At 57.3% G+C, this 18,069-nt stretch carries 15 protein-coding genes and 1 riboswitch; all 15 genes read left to right on the top strand.

Annotated elements, in window-relative coordinates:
- Window positions 1–19: 19 nt before the first annotated feature.
- The 15 genes from BCV73_RS25050 to purD all read left to right on the top strand — a co-directional run bounded on the left by BCV73_RS25050 (window position 20) and on the right by purD (window position 18,015).
- Window positions 20–2,158, top strand: a complete 2,139-nt coding sequence (locus BCV73_RS25050; RefSeq protein ID WP_089548983.1) for a DNA topoisomerase III — start codon at window positions 20–22, stop codon at window positions 2,156–2,158.
- Window positions 2,159–2,433: 275 nt separating this feature from the next.
- Window positions 2,434–2,697 (top strand): DUF1294 domain-containing protein, encoded by a 264-nt coding sequence (locus tag BCV73_RS25045; RefSeq protein ID WP_076176818.1) that lies wholly within the window; start codon window positions 2,434–2,436, stop codon window positions 2,695–2,697.
- Between the two features lie 98 nt (window positions 2,698–2,795).
- Window positions 2,796–3,230 (top strand): universal stress protein, encoded by a 435-nt coding sequence (locus BCV73_RS25040; RefSeq protein WP_076176817.1) that lies wholly within the window; start codon window positions 2,796–2,798, stop codon window positions 3,228–3,230.
- A gap of 219 nt (window positions 3,231–3,449) precedes the next feature.
- Window positions 3,450–3,551, top strand: a riboswitch (purine riboswitch).
- Between the two features lie 164 nt (window positions 3,552–3,715).
- Entirely contained in the window at window positions 3,716–4,201 is a 486-nt protein-coding gene (gene purE / locus BCV73_RS25035) for a 5-(carboxyamino)imidazole ribonucleotide mutase (protein ID WP_076176816.1), read from the top strand.
- A complete protein-coding gene (gene purK / locus BCV73_RS25030; RefSeq protein ID WP_076176815.1) occupies window positions 4,198–5,370 on the top strand; it encodes a 5-(carboxyamino)imidazole ribonucleotide synthase in 1,173 nt (390 codons plus the stop codon). The genes purE and purK overlap by 4 nt, the downstream gene beginning before the upstream one ends.
- A gap of 3 nt (window positions 5,371–5,373) precedes the next feature.
- Complete coding sequence (gene purB, locus BCV73_RS25025; RefSeq protein WP_076176814.1) at window positions 5,374–6,669, top strand: adenylosuccinate lyase; 1,296 nt, start codon at window positions 5,374–5,376, stop codon at window positions 6,667–6,669.
- 213 nt (window positions 6,670–6,882) lie between these two features.
- Window positions 6,883–7,770, top strand: coding sequence for a phosphoribosylaminoimidazolesuccinocarboxamide synthase (locus tag BCV73_RS25020; protein WP_089548982.1), 888 nt, complete (start codon window positions 6,883–6,885; stop codon window positions 7,768–7,770).
- Between the two features lie 114 nt (window positions 7,771–7,884).
- A complete protein-coding gene (gene purS, locus BCV73_RS25015) occupies window positions 7,885–8,130 on the top strand; it encodes a phosphoribosylformylglycinamidine synthase subunit PurS (protein ID WP_076176812.1) in 246 nt (81 codons plus the stop codon).
- Between the two features lie 5 nt (window positions 8,131–8,135).
- Window positions 8,136–8,825: a phosphoribosylformylglycinamidine synthase subunit PurQ gene (purQ, locus tag BCV73_RS25010; protein ID WP_076176811.1), complete on the top strand. Its 690-nt coding sequence runs from the start codon at window positions 8,136–8,138 to the stop codon at window positions 8,823–8,825.
- On the top strand, window positions 8,803–11,046 hold the full coding sequence (gene purL / locus BCV73_RS25005; RefSeq protein ID WP_089548981.1) for a phosphoribosylformylglycinamidine synthase subunit PurL: 2,244 nt from the start codon (window positions 8,803–8,805) through the stop codon (window positions 11,044–11,046). The genes purQ and purL overlap by 23 nt, the downstream gene beginning before the upstream one ends.
- Window positions 11,031–12,512 carry an amidophosphoribosyltransferase gene (gene purF, locus BCV73_RS25000; RefSeq protein WP_089548980.1) on the top strand — a complete coding sequence of 494 codons (1,482 nt, stop codon included), beginning with the start codon at window positions 11,031–11,033 and terminating at the stop codon, window positions 12,510–12,512. The genes purL and purF overlap by 16 nt, the downstream gene beginning before the upstream one ends.
- A gap of 143 nt (window positions 12,513–12,655) precedes the next feature.
- Window positions 12,656–13,696 (top strand): phosphoribosylformylglycinamidine cyclo-ligase, encoded by a 1,041-nt coding sequence (purM, locus tag BCV73_RS24995; RefSeq protein ID WP_089548979.1) that lies wholly within the window; start codon window positions 12,656–12,658, stop codon window positions 13,694–13,696.
- Window positions 13,696–14,313 carry a phosphoribosylglycinamide formyltransferase gene (gene purN, locus BCV73_RS24990; protein ID WP_076176807.1) on the top strand — a complete coding sequence of 206 codons (618 nt, stop codon included), beginning with the start codon at window positions 13,696–13,698 and terminating at the stop codon, window positions 14,311–14,313. Before purM ends, purN begins: the two co-directional genes overlap by 1 nt.
- 551 nt (window positions 14,314–14,864) lie before the next feature.
- On the top strand, window positions 14,865–16,412 hold the full coding sequence (gene purH, locus BCV73_RS24980; protein ID WP_089548977.1) for a bifunctional phosphoribosylaminoimidazolecarboxamide formyltransferase/IMP cyclohydrolase: 1,548 nt from the start codon (window positions 14,865–14,867) through the stop codon (window positions 16,410–16,412).
- Window positions 16,413–16,731: 319 nt separating this feature from the next.
- Complete coding sequence (purD, locus tag BCV73_RS24975; protein ID WP_089548976.1) at window positions 16,732–18,015, top strand: phosphoribosylamine--glycine ligase; 1,284 nt, start codon at window positions 16,732–16,734, stop codon at window positions 18,013–18,015.
- Window positions 18,016–18,069 lie beyond the last annotated feature (54 nt).

Below are 18,069 nucleotides of genomic sequence, written 5' to 3'. Positions count from 1 at the left end.
AAAGAAAGGGTGGTACGTCATGAAATCATTGGTATTAGCCGAAAAGCCTTCCGTGGCCCGCGAAATTGCGCGCGTCATGGGAAGCCGCGACAAGCATAAAGGATATATCGAAGGTCCGAAATATATCGTCACCTGGGCGCTGGGCCATTTGGTCGGACTCGCGGAGCCCGAGGATTACGACAATAAATACGCAACCTGGAACCTGGAGGATTTGCCGATTCTGCCGGAATCGATGAAGCTGAAGGTGCTGCGTGAATCCGCCCAGCAGTTCAAGGTTGTGCAGCAGCAGCTCCGCCGACAGGACGTCGGCGAGTTGATCGTGGCGACGGACGCCGCGCGGGAGGGGGAGCTCCTCGCCCGCTGGATCATGAAGATGGGAAAATGGAACAAGCCGTTCAAGCGGCTCTGGATATCTTCACAGACAGACAAGGCGATCAAGGAAGGTTTTGCTTCGTTGAAGCCGGGGAACCAGTTCGACCGGCTGTACGAATCCGCGCGCTGCCGGGCTGAAGCAGACTGGATGATCGGCCTGAACGTGACGCGGGCGCTCACCGTCAAATTCGGGGCGCAGCTCTCCGCAGGACGGGTGCAGACCCCGACGCTGGGCATGATCATGGACCGGGAAAATGAAATCGTAAATTTCCGGTCGCAGGAGTACGACACGATCAAGGCCGACTTCGGCGGATTTGCCGCGGTGTGGCGGGGGAACAATGGTGACGCCCGCATCTTTGACAAGAGCGCGGCCGAAGCCTTGAAGCGCAAGCTGGACGGCTCGTCCGGCCGGATCGTCAAGGTGAAGAAGACGGAGAAGGTCGAGCCTCATCCGCTCGCTTACGACCTGACCGAGCTGCAGCGGGATGCGAACCGCCGGTTCGGCTTTTCCGCGAAGCAGACGTCGGGCGTGCTTCAGCGTTTGTATGAGCAGCACAAGCTCGTCACCTATCCCCGGACCGACAGCCGCTATCTGACGTCGGATATGACCGGCACGCTGAAGGAACGCCTGGAGAGCGTGGCCATCGGACCATATGCTTCCCTGGCGCGTCCGCTGCTGCGGAAAAATTTGAATATCACCAAACGCGTCGTGGACGATTCGAAAGTCAGCGATCACCACGCGATCATCCCGACGGAAGAGACAGTGCTTTTGAATCAGCTGAACACTGAAGAACGCAAGCTGTACGACCTGATCGTCCGGCGCTTCATCAGCCTGTTCTACCCGCCGGCACGGTACGACGCGGTCGCGGTAACGATCGACGTGGAAGGCGAGTCCCTTCATGTGAAAGGGACGACGATCAAGGAGAGCGGCTGGCGCGAGGTATACGGCGGAGATGTCTCCGACGAATCGGACGAGGATTCGTCGTCTGATACCGATGGCGAAGAGAGCGGAGCCCAGCTTCCCGTGCTGAACGAGGGCGAAGCCGTCAAGGTGCAGCGGGTCATCATGCAGGGCGGCCGGACTTTGCCGCCGAAGCGGTATACCGAGGCTACGCTTCTGTCCCAGATGGAGAAGCACGGACTCGGCACTCCGGCGACGCGCGCGGACATTATCGAGAAGCTGGTGAACTCCGATACGATCGAGCGCCAGGGGAACGCGCTGCATCCGACGGGCAAAGGCAAGCAGCTGATTGGACTCGTTGCGCCGGAGCTGCGGACGCCGCAGCTGACGGCCAAGTGGGAAGCCGAGCTGGAGAAGATCGCCCGCGGCCAGGGGCAGCCGGAGCCGTTTCTGAAGGGAATCCGCGGCATGTCCAAGGAACTGGTGGCAGGCGTAAAGAACAGCAAGGCGGACTACAAGCCGCACAACGTCTCGAACAGCCATTGTCCGGACTGCGGTACCCGGCTGCTGGAGAAGAAGGGCAAGCGCGGCAAGATGCTCGTCTGCCCGAGCGAGGACTGCGGCTACCGTCGTTCGGACGAGAAGCGCCTGTCCAACCGCCGCTGCCCGCAGTGCCACAAGAAGATGGAGATGAAGGAAGGCAAAGCCGGCCTGTATGTGCAGTGCCTGTCCTGCGGCATCACGGAGACAGTCAACAAGGACAGCAAGCACGTCAACAAGCGCGAGGAGCGCAAGCTGGTGCAGCAGTATGCCAAGAAACAGGAGCCGATCGGCTCGAACCTCGGCGAGCTGCTGAAAGCGGCGATGGAGAAAAAGAACGGTTAATAGCCTGAAAGACCCGGGCTGCATGCTCTGGCTGATCGGCCTAAGTATACATGCATTAAACCTATCTGGCCTATCGCCGGTACAGCTAGAATCTGGCTAGCAGACAGAGGAATCTCTCATTCGCGAGAGGAAGCTTGCTCCATAATTGCTTAGGAAAACTCCGCCAGGTAGGCGTTTTTGCTGGAAATACTGGCAGACGGATGCCTGGCGGTTTGTCTCTTGGCTAGTAAAGTTTTATAATAGAAGCAAGCAGTAGAACGGGGGTGGTAGTGTAAGTGAGGACGGCGCTCTTGATCTGGTTTATTTTTATCAACGCGGTAGGTTACCTGATCATGTCCGAGGATAAAAGAAGGGCAAGAAACAGGCGTGACCGTGTGCCGGAAAGAACGCTCTTTCTGCTTGCCGCCATCGGCGGGGCGCTGGGCGTATTGATCGCCATGTACCGCAAACGCCATAAGACCAGGCATCTGAGCTTTCGGGTCGGGATACCGCTGCTGCTGTTCGTCAACGCAGTTCTGTACGCATTTTTCATGAGTTGATTTATCGCTTGATGGTACAACAGGTTTCATTTCTTGCTAATTCGGTTTAATAACATCTCAATTCACACTTCATACAGAGAAAGCGCAGGTGGGTCCACATGTTATTTTCCAAAATTCTTTTAGCTTATGATGGTTCCAAAGCTTCCAATAAGGCTCTTGAACGTGCAATCGAACTGGCGAAAGCGGCGCCTGACGCGGTCATCGACGTTGTACACGTCTTTGATTTCCCGCGCGTGTTCATTGGCGAAGGCATGGCTCCGATTCCGGCATCCGTCAATCAGGACTTCTATGAACTCGCTGAGCAGACCGTCGCGGAAGTGAAGAAACGCCTCGACGGCGAAGGCGTCGCCTACAATGCGGAGATGATCCAGGGTGGACCTGCGGAAGTCATTCTGGAATATGCCAAGGAAAAAGGCAATGATCTGATCGTGATCGGCAGCCGCGGCTTGGGCGGAATCCGGGAGTTTGTGCTCGGCAGCGTCAGCCACAACGTCGTGCAGCATGCGACCATTCCGGTGCTTGTCGTTAAATAAATGATGGAATTGTAAGCCAGTGTGCCCCGAATATGGGGTGCACTGGTTTTGTTTTAGGAATGATCAGCGGCAAAATCCGAACATTCGATTTTACACTGTTTTAATTGTTCGTGTTTTAGTTGACATGTTGTGTAGGGGATTGTTAAACTGTTAGGTGTAAAGCCTTAAGGGATTTGGAAGAGGCAGAGAACCATCGCTGGATGGTTAAGGGAATGAACAAATAATCGAATGAATTGATCTCGTATAATGCCGGGGATATGGCCCGGAAGTTTCTACCCGGATACCGTAAATGTCCGGACTACGAGGGAATACTGCTGAGGAGTCGCCGGTTCCGATGGACGGAAAGGCTTCCCTCCTTGCTGCGTTTGCGGCAGCGGTATTCCTTACCCGGTCCGGTATCCTGAAAGTCAACGTATTTCTCGGGCACCGGGCCTTTTTGGGTCTCTCCCGAATGAATAAAAAACTTTTGGAAAGTGGGTTGAAACATGTCAGCAGCGGTCGCTGTCATTATGGGCAGCAAATCGGATTGGGAAACGATGCAGCATGCATGTCTCGTTCTGGACGAACTGCAAATTCCGTATGAGAAAAAGGTCGTGTCCGCGCACCGGACGCCGGACCTGATGTTCGCCTTTGCGGAGCAGGCGGCGGAGCGCGGCCTCAAGGTCATCATCGCCGGAGCCGGCGGTGCCGCGCATTTGCCGGGCATGGTAGCGTCCAAGACGACGCTGCCGGTCATCGGCGTGCCTGTGCAGTCCAAGGCGCTGAACGGCCTGGATTCGCTTCTGTCGATCGTTCAAATGCCGGGCGGCATTCCGGTCGCGACGGTGGCGATCGGCAAGGCGGGCGCCACGAATGCGGGCCTCCTGGCCGCGCAAATCATCGGGGCCTATGACAGCGAGGTTCAAGCGCGGGTGCAAGCTCGAAGAGATGCCATCCGCGACGAAGTGCTGGAAAGCAGTGATTCGCTATGAGCAGCAATCAGGCATCGCAGCAGACATGGCTCCCTGGTTCCACCATCGGCATTCTGGGCGGCGGCCAGCTGGGACGAATGATGGCGCTGGCCGGGACCGCTATGGGGTACCGCTTCATCACGCTCGATCCGACGCAGGATTCGCCCTGCGGGCAGGTGGCAGGACAGATTGAAGCGGCTTACGACGACGTTGATGCAGCCCGCCGGCTGGCGGCGGCATCGGATGTCATTACGTACGAATTCGAAAACGTCGACGCAGAAGTCGCGGCGCTGCTGGAGAAGGAATCCAGCGTGCCGCAAGGAAGCGCGCTGCTCTACACGACGCAGCACCGCCTCCGGGAGAAGCGCGCGATCGAAGCTGCGGGCGTGCCCGTGGCGCCGTACCGCGAAATTACGAGCCTGGAGAGCCTCAGAGAGGCGGCTGCCGAGCTCGGACTTCCCGGCGTGCTGAAGACCGCCACTGGCGGATACGACGGCAAAGGCCAGATCGTTCTCCGCTCGGAGGATCAGCTCGAGACGGCTTACGAGGAACTGGCTGCCACCGGCCGCGAGCTGGTACTGGAGAAATTTGTTGATTTTCAATGCGAAATTTCAGTTATTGCCGCCCGCAGTCCAAAAGGGGAAGTAAAAAGCTTCCCGGTGGCAGAAAATATTCATGTGAACAACATTTTGCACCTGTCGATCGTCCCGGCGAGAGTCGAGGAGCAGGTTCAGCGGGAAGCCCGCAAGCTGGCGGAGCAGCTCGTGGAGCACCTGGGCGCGGTCGGCCTGCTGGCCGTGGAAATGTTCGTGACGAAGGACGGGCAGCTGTACGTGAACGAGCTGGCGCCGCGTCCGCACAACTCCGGCCACTACACGATGGAGGCCTGCGCCACCTCGCAGTTCGAGCAGCATGTACGCGCCGTGTGCAACATGCCGCTCGGCGATACGACGCTGCTGACCCCGGTCGTCATGGTCAACGTGCTCGGCCAGCATCTGGAGCAGGTGATCCGCGCCAGCGGCAGACCGAGCATCGCCGTCACCGAATACGGCGTGGTGCCGAAGCTTCATTTATATGGCAAGAGCGACGTGAAGAAAGACCGTAAAATGGGACATATCAACCTGCTGTGCAAGGACGTGCAGGACGGACTCGATTGGGTTGAACAAACTAACATCTGGAGGCAAGGATAATTTATGATCGAACGTTACAGCAGACCGGAAATGCGGGCCATCTGGACCGAAGAAAATAAATTCAAGGCATGGCTGGAAGTCGAGCTGTGCGCATGTGAGGCTTGGGCCGAGCTGGGCGTCATTCCGAAGGAAGACACGAAGCTGCTTCGCGAGAACGCCAAATTCGACATCGACCGGATTTACGAAATCGAGCAGGAAACGCGCCATGACGTCATCGCCTTTACCCGCGCGGTATCGGAGAGTCTTGGACAGGAGCGCAAATGGGTGCATTACGGACTCACTTCCACTGACGTGGTGGATACAGCGCTCGGGTATCTTCTCCGTCAAGCAAACGAAATTTTGGAGAAGGATATTTTGAACTTCATCGAGATCCTGAAAGACAAGGCTATAGCTTACAAAGACACGCCGATGATGGGACGTACGCACGGTGTTCATGCCGAGCCGACGACCTTCGGCCTGAAGATGGCCCTCTGGTACGAAGAAATGAAACGCAACCTGGAGCGTTTCCGCCACGCGGCGAACGGCGTCCAGTTCGGAAAAATTTCCGGCGCGGTGGGCACCTATGCCAACATCGACCCGTTCGTGGAAGAGTTCGTCTGCAAGAAGCTCGGCACGAGCCCGGCTCCGATCTCCACGCAGACGCTGCAGCGTGACCGCCATGCCGAATACATGGCAACGCTGGCATTGATCGCGACGTCGCTCGACAAGTTCGCGACGGAAATCCGCGCGCTGCAGAAGAGCGAAGTGCGCGAGGTTGAAGAAGCCTTCGCCAAAGGCCAGAAGGGCTCCTCGGCGATGCCGCACAAGCGCAACCCGATCGGCTGCGAGAACATCTCGGGCCTCTCGCGCGTCATCCGCGGCCACATGGTAACCGCCTATGAAGACGTGGCGCTCTGGCACGAGCGCGATATTTCGCACTCCTCCGTGGAGCGGATCATCCTGCCGGATGCGACCATGCTGCTGAACTACATGCTGAACCGCTTCGGCAACATCGTGAAGAACCTAACCGTGTTCCCGGAAAACATGAAGCGCAACATGGCGCGTACCTACGGTGTGCCGTTCTCCGGCCGCGTCATGACGAAGCTGATCGACAAAGGCTTCAGCCGCGAGCAGGCGTACGATACCGTGCAGCCGCGGGCAATGCAGGCGTGGGAAGAGCAGCGCCAGTTCCGCGACATCGTGGAAGCGACGCCGGAAATTACGGAGGCGCTCAGCCCGGAAGAGATCGAAGATGCGTTTAATCCGTCGTGGCATCTGAAGCACGTGGATACGATTTTCAAAAAGCTTGGCTTGATTTAAGAGGGCTGTACAATAAATTTGTCATGGAGTAAGTAGGGCAGTGGAGAGGAAAGTTGAAGCTGGAGGAGCGGGAGCGTCCGCCTTTGTTTTCGGATTTCTACCTAGAAGTATTGATCCATCAAGGAAATCCGAAAACAACAGCGGCCGGAAGCTCAACTGTTGCTCGCAGCTGTACCGATGCATCTCCAAGACGAAAAAGTGGGGAGGATTCGCATGACATCACCGGCTGTATCGACTGCGGTCGAACTGGTAGACGCGCCGCTGCTGTACAAAGGCAAGGTGCGCGAGCTTTACGATTTGGGAGAGCATGTGCTGATCGTGGTCACCGACCGCATATCCGCTTTTGACTATGTGCTGGAGCCGCCGGTGCCCGAGAAGGGCAACGTGCTGAACAAGCTGAGCGCGTTCTGGTTCGAAATGACGAAGGACTTCATGGACAACCATGTTGTCCATACGGACGTCGAGCGCCTGGGCGCCGTGGCGAAGAACAAGGAGCTCTTGAAGGACCGGATCATGGTGGTCCGCAAAGCCGAGCGTATCGACATGGAATGCGTCGTGCGCGGTTATATTACCGGCGGAGGCTGGAGGCAGTACCAGGCGGGCGGTGAAGTGAACGGCATCAAGCTGCCGGAAGGCATCCGCAAGAACGAGGCGTTTCCGGAGCCGATCTTCACACCGGCGGCCAAAAACGATGTCGGCCATGACGAGGACATCTCCATGGAGCGCATGAAGGAATTGATCGGCGCAGAGCTGGCGCTGGAGCTCCAGGAGAAAAGCCTGAAGCTGTACGACTTCGCGCGGCGGTACTGCGATGAGCGCGGCATCATTTTGGCGGACTGCAAGTTCGAATTCGGCGTACTGGACGGCAAGGTCATCCTGATCGACGAGATTTTTACGCCGGACTCCTCGCGCTTCTGGGCGAAGGAAAACTACGCGCTGGACATCGAGATCGACAGCATGGATAAGGAGCCGGTGCGATCCTACCTTGCCTCAACACCATGGGACAAGAACAGCCAGCCGGACCCGCTGCCGCAGCCGGTAGTAGACGAAACGACCCGCAGATATGTGGATATTTACGAACGCCTGACGAAGCGCGTTTAAGATAGAACCCGCTATAGTAACGAACTTAGGTTTTAGACGATTTTTTAGCTAATGCAGGCCTGAAAAAGATTCATTCACTTATTCACTCATTCCTAGAGGAGGAACTAGAAGAACATGATGAAAGCTACGGTCTATGTCACTATTAAGCAGGGCGTACTCGATCCGCAAGGGGTTGCGGTGCAGGGAGCGCTTCATTCGATGGGATTCGAGGAAGTGTCGAGCCTCCGCATCGGGAAATACATGGAGCTTCAGCTGGACACGAATGACCGTGCTGAAGCGGAACAACGCGTCAAAGCCATGTGTGAGAAGCTTCTGGCGAATACGGTGGTCGAGGATTACCGATACGAATTGGAGGGCTAACATCCATGAAATTTGCAGTTCTCGTCTTTCCCGGCTCCAACTGTGATATCGACTGCTACAAAGCGGTAGAGGAAACACTCGGGGAGCCTGTCGATTACGTCTGGCATACCGCAACAGACCTGTCCGCTTACGACTGCATTCTGGTTCCTGGCGGTTTCTCTTACGGCGACTACCTTCGCTGCGGGGCAATCTCGCGTTTTGCTCCAGTCATGAGTGAAGTGGCCAAGGCTGCAGAGCAAGGCAAATACATTCTGGGCATTTGCAACGGATTCCAAATCCTGACGGAAGCGGGTCTGCTGCCGGGCGCACTGCTGCGCAACACGTCCATGAAGTTCCGCTGTCATGACACGGTGCTGAAGGTGGCGAACAACCGCACGCCGTTCACGACCGACTTTAGCGAAAATGAAGAAATCGTCATTCCGATCGCCCACGGCGAAGGGAATTACTATTGTGATGAAGAGACGCTCGCGCGTCTTCAGGAAAATAACCAAATCGTCTTCACCTACAGCAGCAATCCGAACGGCTCTGTGCTGGATATCGCCGGCATCTGCAATGAGCGCGGCAACGTCGTCGGCATGATGCCGCACCCGGAACGCGCAGTGAACTCCCTGCTCGGCTCCGAGGACGGCAAGCGTATGTTTACATCCATTTTGAAGGCTTGGAGGGATACCCATGGCGCAGCAAGTGTCCGCTAAAGAACCGACCGCAGCACAGATTGCGGAACAGAAAATCTATCAGCAGTTTGGGGTATCGGACAGTGAATACGAGCTGATCTGCTCCTTTATGGGACGTCAGCCGAACTATACCGAAATCGGCGTGTTCAGCGTCATGTGGTCTGAGCACTGTGCCTACAAAAATTCGAAGCCGCTGCTGCGCCGCTTCCCGACCAGCGGCCCGCGGGTCCTGATGGGACCGGGCGAAGGCGCGGGGATCGTCGACATCGGCGACAACCAGGCGGTCGTGTTCAAAATCGAAAGCCATAACCACCCTTCCGCGGTAGAGCCTTACCAAGGCGCCGCGACCGGCGTGGGCGGCATCATCCGCGACATTTTCTCGATGGGTGCAAGACCGGTGGCGCTGCTCAACTCGCTGCGTTTCGGCAAGCTCGAAAGCGACCGCGTGAAGTATCTGTTTGAGCATGTCGTGGCCGGCATCGCCGGATACGGCAACTGCATCGGCATTCCGACGGTGGCCGGTGAGGTGATGTTCGACAACAGCTACGACGGCAATCCGCTGGTTAACGCGATGTGCGTCGGTCTGATCGACCACGACAAAATTCAGCGCGGTGTGGCTAAAGGCGTGGGCAACCCGGTCTTTTACGTAGGTCCTCCTACCGGCCGCGACGGCATTCACGGTGCGACGTTTGCTTCGGTTGAGCTCAGCGAAGAGTCGGAAGCGAAGAAGACGGCCGTTCAGGTCGGCGACCCGTTCATGGAGAAGCTGGTGATGGAGTCGACCCTGGAGCTGATCGATTCGGGGATCGTGCTCGGCATTCAGGACATGGGCGCAGCCGGCTTGACCTGCTCCAGCGCGGAGATGGCGAGCAAGGCGGGCAACGGCCTGGAGCTGTACCTTGACCAGGTGCCGCAGCGTGAAGAAGGCATGACGCCGTACGAAATGATGCTCTCCGAATCCCAGGAGCGCATGCTGTTCGTCGTCGAGCCGAAGGACGAAGCGCAGGCGATGGAAATTTTCGAGCGCTGGGGCGTCATCTGCGCCAAGGTCGGCAAAGTGACCGACGATGGACGCCTGAAGCTGTTCCACCATGGCGAGGTCGTTGGCGACATGCCGGTCAAGGCACTTGTTGACGAGTGCCCGGTGTACAACAAGCCGTCGAGCGTGCCTGCTTATTACGAAGCAAACGCCGGCGTCGATACGCTGCGCTACGAAGAAGTGAAAGACTTGGGCGGCGCCCTGAAGCAAGTTTTGGCTTCCCCGACGGTTGCCAGCAAAGCCTGGGTATACAATCAGTACGATTACATGGTCCGCACGAGCACGGCGGTCCGTCCGGGTTCCGACGCGGCAGTGGTTACGATCCAGGGCACGCGCAAAGGTCTCGCGATGACGACCGACTGCAACGGGCGGTACGTGTATCTCGATCCGGAAGTCGGCGGCCGCATCGCGGTCAGTGAAGCCGCGCGCAACATCGTCTGCTCCGGCGCCGAGCCGCTGGCGATCACGGACAACCTGAACTTTGGCAGTCCGGAGAAGCCGGATATTTTCTGGCAGATGGAGCGTGCGGTAGACGGCATGGCCGAAGCCTGCCGCGTGCTGGATACGCCGGTCATCGGCGGTAACGTCAGCCTGTACAATGAGAACGCCAGCGGAGCGATCTACCCGACGCCGGTCGTCGGCATGGTCGGTCTGGTGCATGATACGGATCATATTACGACACAAGGCTTCAAACAAGAAGGCGACGTCATCTTCCTGCTCGGCGACACGAAAGCGGAGCTGGGCGGCAGCGAGTTCCAATATGTCGTGCATGGGGCAACGGAAGGACGTCCTCCGGCGCTCGACCTGGACACGGAGAAAAAATTGCTGTCTTCCGTGCTTGGTGCGATCCAGCAAGGACTCGTACAGTCGGCGCACGACTTGTCCGAGGGCGGTCTTGCAGTGGCTCTGGCCGAGTCCTGCATCAGCGGTTCGCTGGGTGCCCAGGTGCATGTCGAAACCGGCCTGCGTCCGGACGTAGCCCTGTTCAGCGAATCCCAATCCCGCATCCTGCTCTCGGCATCCCGGGACAAGGCAGAGCAGCTGAAAGCTTATATTGAAGGTCAAGGCGTGCCGGTTGCCGAAATCGGCATCGTGGAAGGCGACAGTCTGGTGGTTGACATCAACGGTGCTTCGGCCGTGAACGAAAGTGTAGGAGGCTTGAAGCAGGTCTGGGAGGATGCGATTCCATGTCTCATGAAGTAACACCGCAAACGCTGTGGACGGGAGACTACTATAACGAAGGCTCGGGCAAAGACGGGCTGTTCGACAAATTAAAAGAAGAATGCGGCGTGTTCGGGGTCTATGGACACCCGGACGCCGCTTCTTTGTCCTACTACGGGCTGCATGCCCTGCAGCACCGCGGGGAAGAAAGCGCGGGGATGTGTGTCAGCGACCGCGAGGAATTTCACTACCACCGCGGCATGGGTCTCGTCAAAGAGGTATTCGACAAAGATATGATGGCTTCCCTGACCGGGGACATCTCCATCGGGCACGTGCGCTATTCGACGAGCGGCGACAGCAAGCTGACGAACGCGCAGCCGCTGGTGTTCAAGTACCGTGACGGCGACCTGGCCGTGGCGACCAACGGCAATATCGTGAACGCTCCGCAAATCCGGCGCGAGCTGGAGGAAGGCGGGTCGATATTCCAGACGACGAGCGACACGGAGGTCATCGCGCATCTGATCGCGCGTTCGCCGAAGGATCTCGTCTCTGCGGCCAAAGACGCGTTCAACCGCATCGTCGGCGGCTACGCGTTCCTGATCATGACGAACGACCGGCTGCTGGTCGCGTCGGATCCGCACGGGCTGCGGCCGCTGACGATGGGCAAGCTCGGTGAGGCGTATATTTTCGCCTCCGAGACCTGCGCGCTCGAGACGATCGGCGCGGAGCTGATCCGCGACATCGAGCCGGGCGAGCTGCTTATTCTCGACAAAGACGGCCTGCATGAAGACCGGTTCGAGGAGAAGAAGCACCGTAAATCGCTGTGTGCGATGGAGTACATCTATTTTGCCCGTCCCGACAGCGACATGAACGGCTCGAACCAGCACGCCGCCCGCAAGCGGATGGGCAGCCGGATGGCGATCGAATCGTTTGTCGACGCTGACATCGTGACCGGGGTGCCTGATTCCAGTATTTCCGCGGCGATTGGTTACGCGGAGCAGACGGGGATCCCGTACGAGATGGGGCTCATCAAAAACAAATATACGGGCCGCACCTTTATCCAGCCGAGCCAGGAGCTGCGCGAGCAGGGCGTCAAGATGAAGCTCAGCGCCGTGCGGCGTGTGGTCGAAGGCCAGCGGGTCGTCATGATCGACGATTCGATCGTCCGCGGCACGACCTCCCGCCGGATCGTGAACCTGCTTCGCGACGCCGGGGCGGTGGAAGTGCATGTGCGGATTACGTCACCGCCTTTTAAAAATCCGTGCTTTTACGGCATCGACACGCCGGACCGGCGCGAGCTGATTGCCTCAAGCAAGTCGGTGGAAGAAATCTGCCGGGAAATTAACGCCGATTCGCTGGCGTTCCTTAGCCCGGAGGGTCTGATCACTGCGATTGCAGGCAACAATGCGGATGATTATAAGGGCGGGCTGTGCCTGGCTTGTTTCGACAACGATTATCCGACGCATCTGGATTTTAACGGTGAAGAGAAGTTTGGCTGCAGCTGCTGATGGGCTTGGAATGCAGGGCGATTACGGATCGCGATGGCATTGCCGGGCTGAAGGTTTGGGCTGTGTCTGTGGATCGATTCAGGATATGAATACTTTACCCGCTTAAAAAGTGGCGGAGCATTTGACAAAGGAGTGTCGTTGGAGTGTCTGAGGCTTATAAAAATGCCGGTGTGGATATCGCGGCCGGAAATGAAGCGGTAGAACGGATGAAGAAGCACGTGAAACGGACGTTCCGTCCGGAAGTGATGACAGATCTTGGCGGCTTTGGGGCGCTGTTCGGCCTGAACAAGGACAAATATGAGGAGCCTGTGCTCGTTTCCGGAACGGACGGGGTCGGCACCAAGCTGAAAATCGCCTTCGCCATGGACCGCCATAACACGATCGGGATCGACGCGGTGGCCATGTGCGTCAACGACATCGTGGTGCAGGGGGCAGAGCCGCTGTTTTTCCTCGACTACTTGGCATGCGACAAGGTCGTGCCGGAGAAGATCGAAGCGATCGTGGCCGGCATCGCCGAGGGCTGCCATCAGTCCGGCTGCGCGCTGATCGGCGGCGAAACCGCTGAGATGCCCGGCATGTACGCCGAAGGCGAATACGATATCGCGGGCTTTACCGTCGGCGTTGTCGATAAAAGCAAAATCATCAACGGCGCGTCCATCGCCCCTGGAGATACGGTCATCGGCATCGCGTCGAGCGGCGTGCACAGCAACGGCTTCTCCCTGGTGCGCAAGCTCCTGCTTGAGCAGTCCGGCTACAGCCTGCATGATGAAATCCCTGAACTGGGCGGCAAGCTGGGCGACGTCCTGCTGACACCGACCAAAATCTATGTGAAGCCTCTGCTGGCTCTGCTGGAGAAGGTCAACGTGAAAGGCATGGCGCACATCACCGGCGGCGGCTTCATCGAGAACATTCCGCGCATGCTGCCTGCGAACGTCAACGTGGACATCCGTTACGGTTCCTGGCCGATCCTGCCGATCTTTGAGCTGATGCAGAGCAAGGGCAGTATTGCCAACCGCGATATGTTCACCACATTCAACATGGGTATCGGGCTTGTCCTTGTCGTCAGCGAAGGCGATGCGCAGCAGGCGCTGGAGCTGCTCAAGGCAAGCGGCGAGGAAGCGTACATCATCGGGTCGGTAACGCCGGGTGAGTCGGTTGTGACCTTTACGGGAGCCGGTGTCTAATGAGCGGCTACCGGATTGCTGTGTTTGCTTCCGGAACGGGAAGCAACTTTCAGGCATTGGCCGAAGCGGCCGCTGAGGGAAGGCTCGGCGGCGCGACGGTGGAACTGCTCGTCTGCGACAAACCGGCGGCCCCTGTCGTCGGCCGGGCGGAGCGACTCGGTATTCCTAAGCATCTGTTTGTTCCCAAACAGTACGGATCGCGCGAGGAATATGAAGCGGAAATCGTCGCCAAGCTCGAGGAGCTGGACATCGACCTGGTCGTGCTGGCAGGGTACATGCGTCTGCTGACCTCCGTGATCGTCGACAAATATGCGGGACGCCTGATCAACATTCATCCGTCGCTGCTCCCGGCATTTCCCGGGACAAACGCGATCGGGCAAGCGCTGGACTATGGCGTCAAGCTGAGCGGCGTAACCGTGCATTTTGTGGACGGCGGCATGGATACCGGACCGATTATCGCCCAGCGGGCGATCGAGGTGGCCGAGCATGAGACGGAGGAGTCTTTTGCGCAGGCGGTGCATGCTGTAGAACAGGAGCTGTACCCGCAGGTCGTTGCTCTTTTTGCCCAGGGTAGAGTGAAGCTGGAGGGCCGGAAAGTTACGCTGCTTAAGGGATGATGCCTTGATGTGGTTGGAGAGGTAACAACACAAAGATATAGAGATACGGTAAGGGGATAAAGGACAACTGCCGCGGTTCCGACACGAATGGCGGCGGCTGTCAGCGGCTTTTTCGTATAATATAAGTTGAATTAAAAGAATAGGATGCAGGGCAAGGGAGTAAAACGATTCTGAAGAAGCGAAGCGTTCGTGAAAGCTTTCCAAAGGAAAGCTAGCATCGGAAGCATATGCTTTGGCTTTCGGATTTCTCCATTAGGTTGGATCCATCAATCAAGAAATACGAAAACAAGAGCGATCGTAGGAACGTTTTACGTACTTGCCCCTATCATCCATTTCAATCGTTCAACTTATATAAGAAATGATAAATTTCGGTGTTTCCGCAAAGACGTCGGCCGTTATCGAGCAAAAAGTGCGCTTTGTGGAGGGATTTGACGGTTTTGTCGGCTCGGCCCGCTTCCGGCGGATGCCGGGGAATCTTTTCGATATTTCTCGGGAAATAAATGAGCTTCGAGCGAAAGTTATCGTTTTTACACATAAAGGAGGAGCATATCGTGAGTATTAAAAGAGCGCTGGTCAGCGTATCGGATAAGAAGGGCATCGTGGATTTTTGCCGCGAGCTGTCTGCATTGGGCGTGGAGATCATTTCGACAGGGGGCACCAAAAGCCTGCTGGCACAGGAAGGCGTGCCGGTTATCGGCATTTCCGAAGTAACCGGGTTTCCGGAAATTTTGGATGGACGCGTCAAGACGCTGCATCCGGCGGTACACAGCGGCCTTCTGGCTGTCCGTGACAGCGAAGAGCATCAGCAGCAGATGAAAGAGCTGGGCCTGGACTACATCGATCTGGTGGTCGTAAACCTGTATCCGTTCCAGGAGACGATTGCCAAACCGGACGTTACGTATGAAGATGCGATCGAAAATATCGACATCGGCGGTCCGACCATGCTTCGTTCGGCAGCCAAAAATCATGCGTTTGTCAGCGTAGTTGTCGATTCGGCCGACTACGGCACTGTACTTGCGGAAATCCGCGAGAACGGAGATACGACGCTGGAGACGCGCAAACGGCTTGCAGCCAAAGTTTTCCGCCACACCGGCGCATACGATGCCCTCATTTCCGATTATTTGTCGAACGTCACAGGCGATCCTCTTCCTGAGCGTTTGACGGTCACTTACGAGAAGATCCAAGACCTTCGCTACGGCGAGAATCCGCACCAGAAAGCGGCGTTCTACCGCAAACCGCTCGCTCCATCCGGTACCATCACAACCGCCGAGCAGCTGCACGGCAAGGAATTGTCGTACAACAACATCAACGACGCCAACGCGGCGCTGCAGATCGTCAAAGAATTCGACGAACCGGCTGTCGTGGCGGTCAAGCATATGAACCCTTGCGGTGTAGGCACTGGCGAAAGCATTTTGGAAGCCTATAAAAAAGCCTACAGCGCGGATCCGACCTCCATTTTCGGCGGCATCGTCGCGGCTAACCGCATTATCGACAGCGATACTGCGGCGCTGCTCAGCGAAATTTTCCTGGAAATCGTGCTGGCACCGGGCTTCACCGATGAGGCACTCGAAATTTTGACGAAGAAGAAGAACATCCGTCTGCTGAAAATGGGCGAATTCGGTTCTGCCAAGGAACGGACCAGTCAATTTGTCGTCACGTCGGTCGACGGCGGCATGATCGTGCAGGAAAGCGACGTGCATTCGCTGGACGAAGCCGATCTGAAAGTCGTCACCGACCGTGCGCCTAGCGAAGAGGAGCTGAAGCAGCTGCTGTTCGGCTGGAAGGTCGTCAAGCACGTGAAGTCCAACGCGATCGTACTGGCCGCGGACAACATGACCGTTGGCGTGGGTGCGGGTCAGATGAACCGCGTCGGCTCCGCCAAAATCGCCATCGAGCAGGCGGGCGACAAAGCCAAGGGATCGGTACTCGCATCCGATGCGTTTTTCCCGATGGGCGATACGCTGGAGTTGGCGGCCAAAGCCGGGGTCACGGCGGTCATTCAGCCTGGCGGCTCCATCAAGGACGAGGAGTCCATTAAAGTCGCCAACGAATACGGCATTGCGATGGTATTTACGGGCGTCAGACATTTTAAACACTAAGTCAAGAACTCGCCGTTCTGGCTGGGAGAAAGTCAATACCGTCATATGTAAAGTCATTGCCTCTATGCACTGAAAAGTGAAAAAGGCTGAGATAGCCGCGTTTAAGAGGTTTGGGATAACGTTTGGGAAGGGTGACTACAGTTGGGCTGTTGTCGGAAAAGTCCCCTCCAGCTGCTGCTTCCCGTCATCAAAATCTCCGCTGAACGCGGCTGTCTGCTATAAACGGTGTCGACACCGTAATCTTGGCGGCGGTATTACGACGGGATGTTTAAGTTCTTATGAAAATTAACGTGCATGAATGAAGAAACGGGAGGCGGACATGGATATTTTGGTGATTGGCGGCGGGGGCCGCGAGCATGCCATCGTATGGGCGCTGCATAAGAGCCCGAAGGCGGGACGGATCTACTGCGCCCCGGGAAATGCGGGGATCGGGCAGATCGCCGAATGCGTGCCGATTCAGGTCAATGAATTCGACAAGCTGACGGACTTTGCTTTGACGAAAGAAGTGGGATTGGTCGTCGTCGGACCGGACGATCCGCTGGCAGACGGCATCGTGGATGCTTTTGAGGCGGAAAATATTCCGGTATTCGGGCCTAACCGCAAGGCGGCTGAAATCGAGGGCAGCAAAACGTTTATGAAAGACCTGCTGCATAAATACAACATTCCTACGGCGGCTTACCGCAAATTCGACAATTACGAAGAAGCATCCGCTTATTTGCAGTCGCAACAAGCACCGATCGTCATTAAGGCGGACGGACTTGCTGCAGGAAAAGGCGTCACCGTGGCGTTTACGATGGAGGAAGCGGAAAAAGCGCTCCACGACATCATGGTCGCCAAAGTATTCGGCGAATCCGGCACTCAGGTCGTCATCGAGCAGTTCCTGCAGGGGCAGGAAATGTCGATTTTGTCCTTTGTCGACGGCGAGACGGTGCGGCCGATGGCGGCTGCGCAGGACCATAAGCCGGTGTTTGACGGGGACAAGGGTCCGAACACGGGTGGTATGGGCACCTATTCGCCGCTGCCGCATGTGGATCCGGCGATTATTGAAGCCGCTGTCGAAAATATCATCAAGCCGACCGCCAAAGCGATGGTCGCCGAAGGCCGGCCGTTCCGCGGCGTGCTCTTCGCCGGGCTGATGATCCAGCCGGACGGTACGCCGACCACGATCGAGTTCAACGCCCGCTTCGGCGACCCGGAGACCCAGGTCGTGCTGCCGCGGCTGAAGACGGATCTGCTCGACATTTTCATCGCGGTCGTGAACGGTACACTGGCCGATATCGACATCGAATGGAGCGATGAGGCTGCCGTGTGCGTCGTGCTCGCATCGGGCGGCTATCCCGCTTCGTATCCGAAGGGGCTGCCGATCCAGGGGCTGGATCAAGTCAACGCGGCAGACGCCCTCGTGTTCCATGCGGGAACCGCAAAGAACGAGCAGGGCGAGTTCGTTACCAGCGGCGGCCGCGTGCTGGGCGTCGTCGGCCTGGGTGCCGACATCGCCGAAGCCCGCGCGAAGGCATACGCGCAGGCCGAGAAGATTACCTTCGAGGGCAAGCAGAACCGCACGGACATCGCCGCCAAGGCGTTGGTGAAGAGCGGGAAATAAAAATGTTTCGCTAGAAATGCATCCATAGGGATGTCCCTATGGATGTTGCCCGGT

Origin of the sequence: Paenibacillus sp. SSG-1 (assembly GCF_002224835.1) — a bacterium.
Taxonomy (GTDB): domain Bacteria; phylum Bacillota; class Bacilli; order Paenibacillales; family Paenibacillaceae; genus Paenibacillus_AQ; species Paenibacillus_AQ favisporus.
The sequence above is the reverse complement of the archived record's forward strand: the minus strand, read 5'-3'. Positions and strand labels throughout refer to the sequence as shown.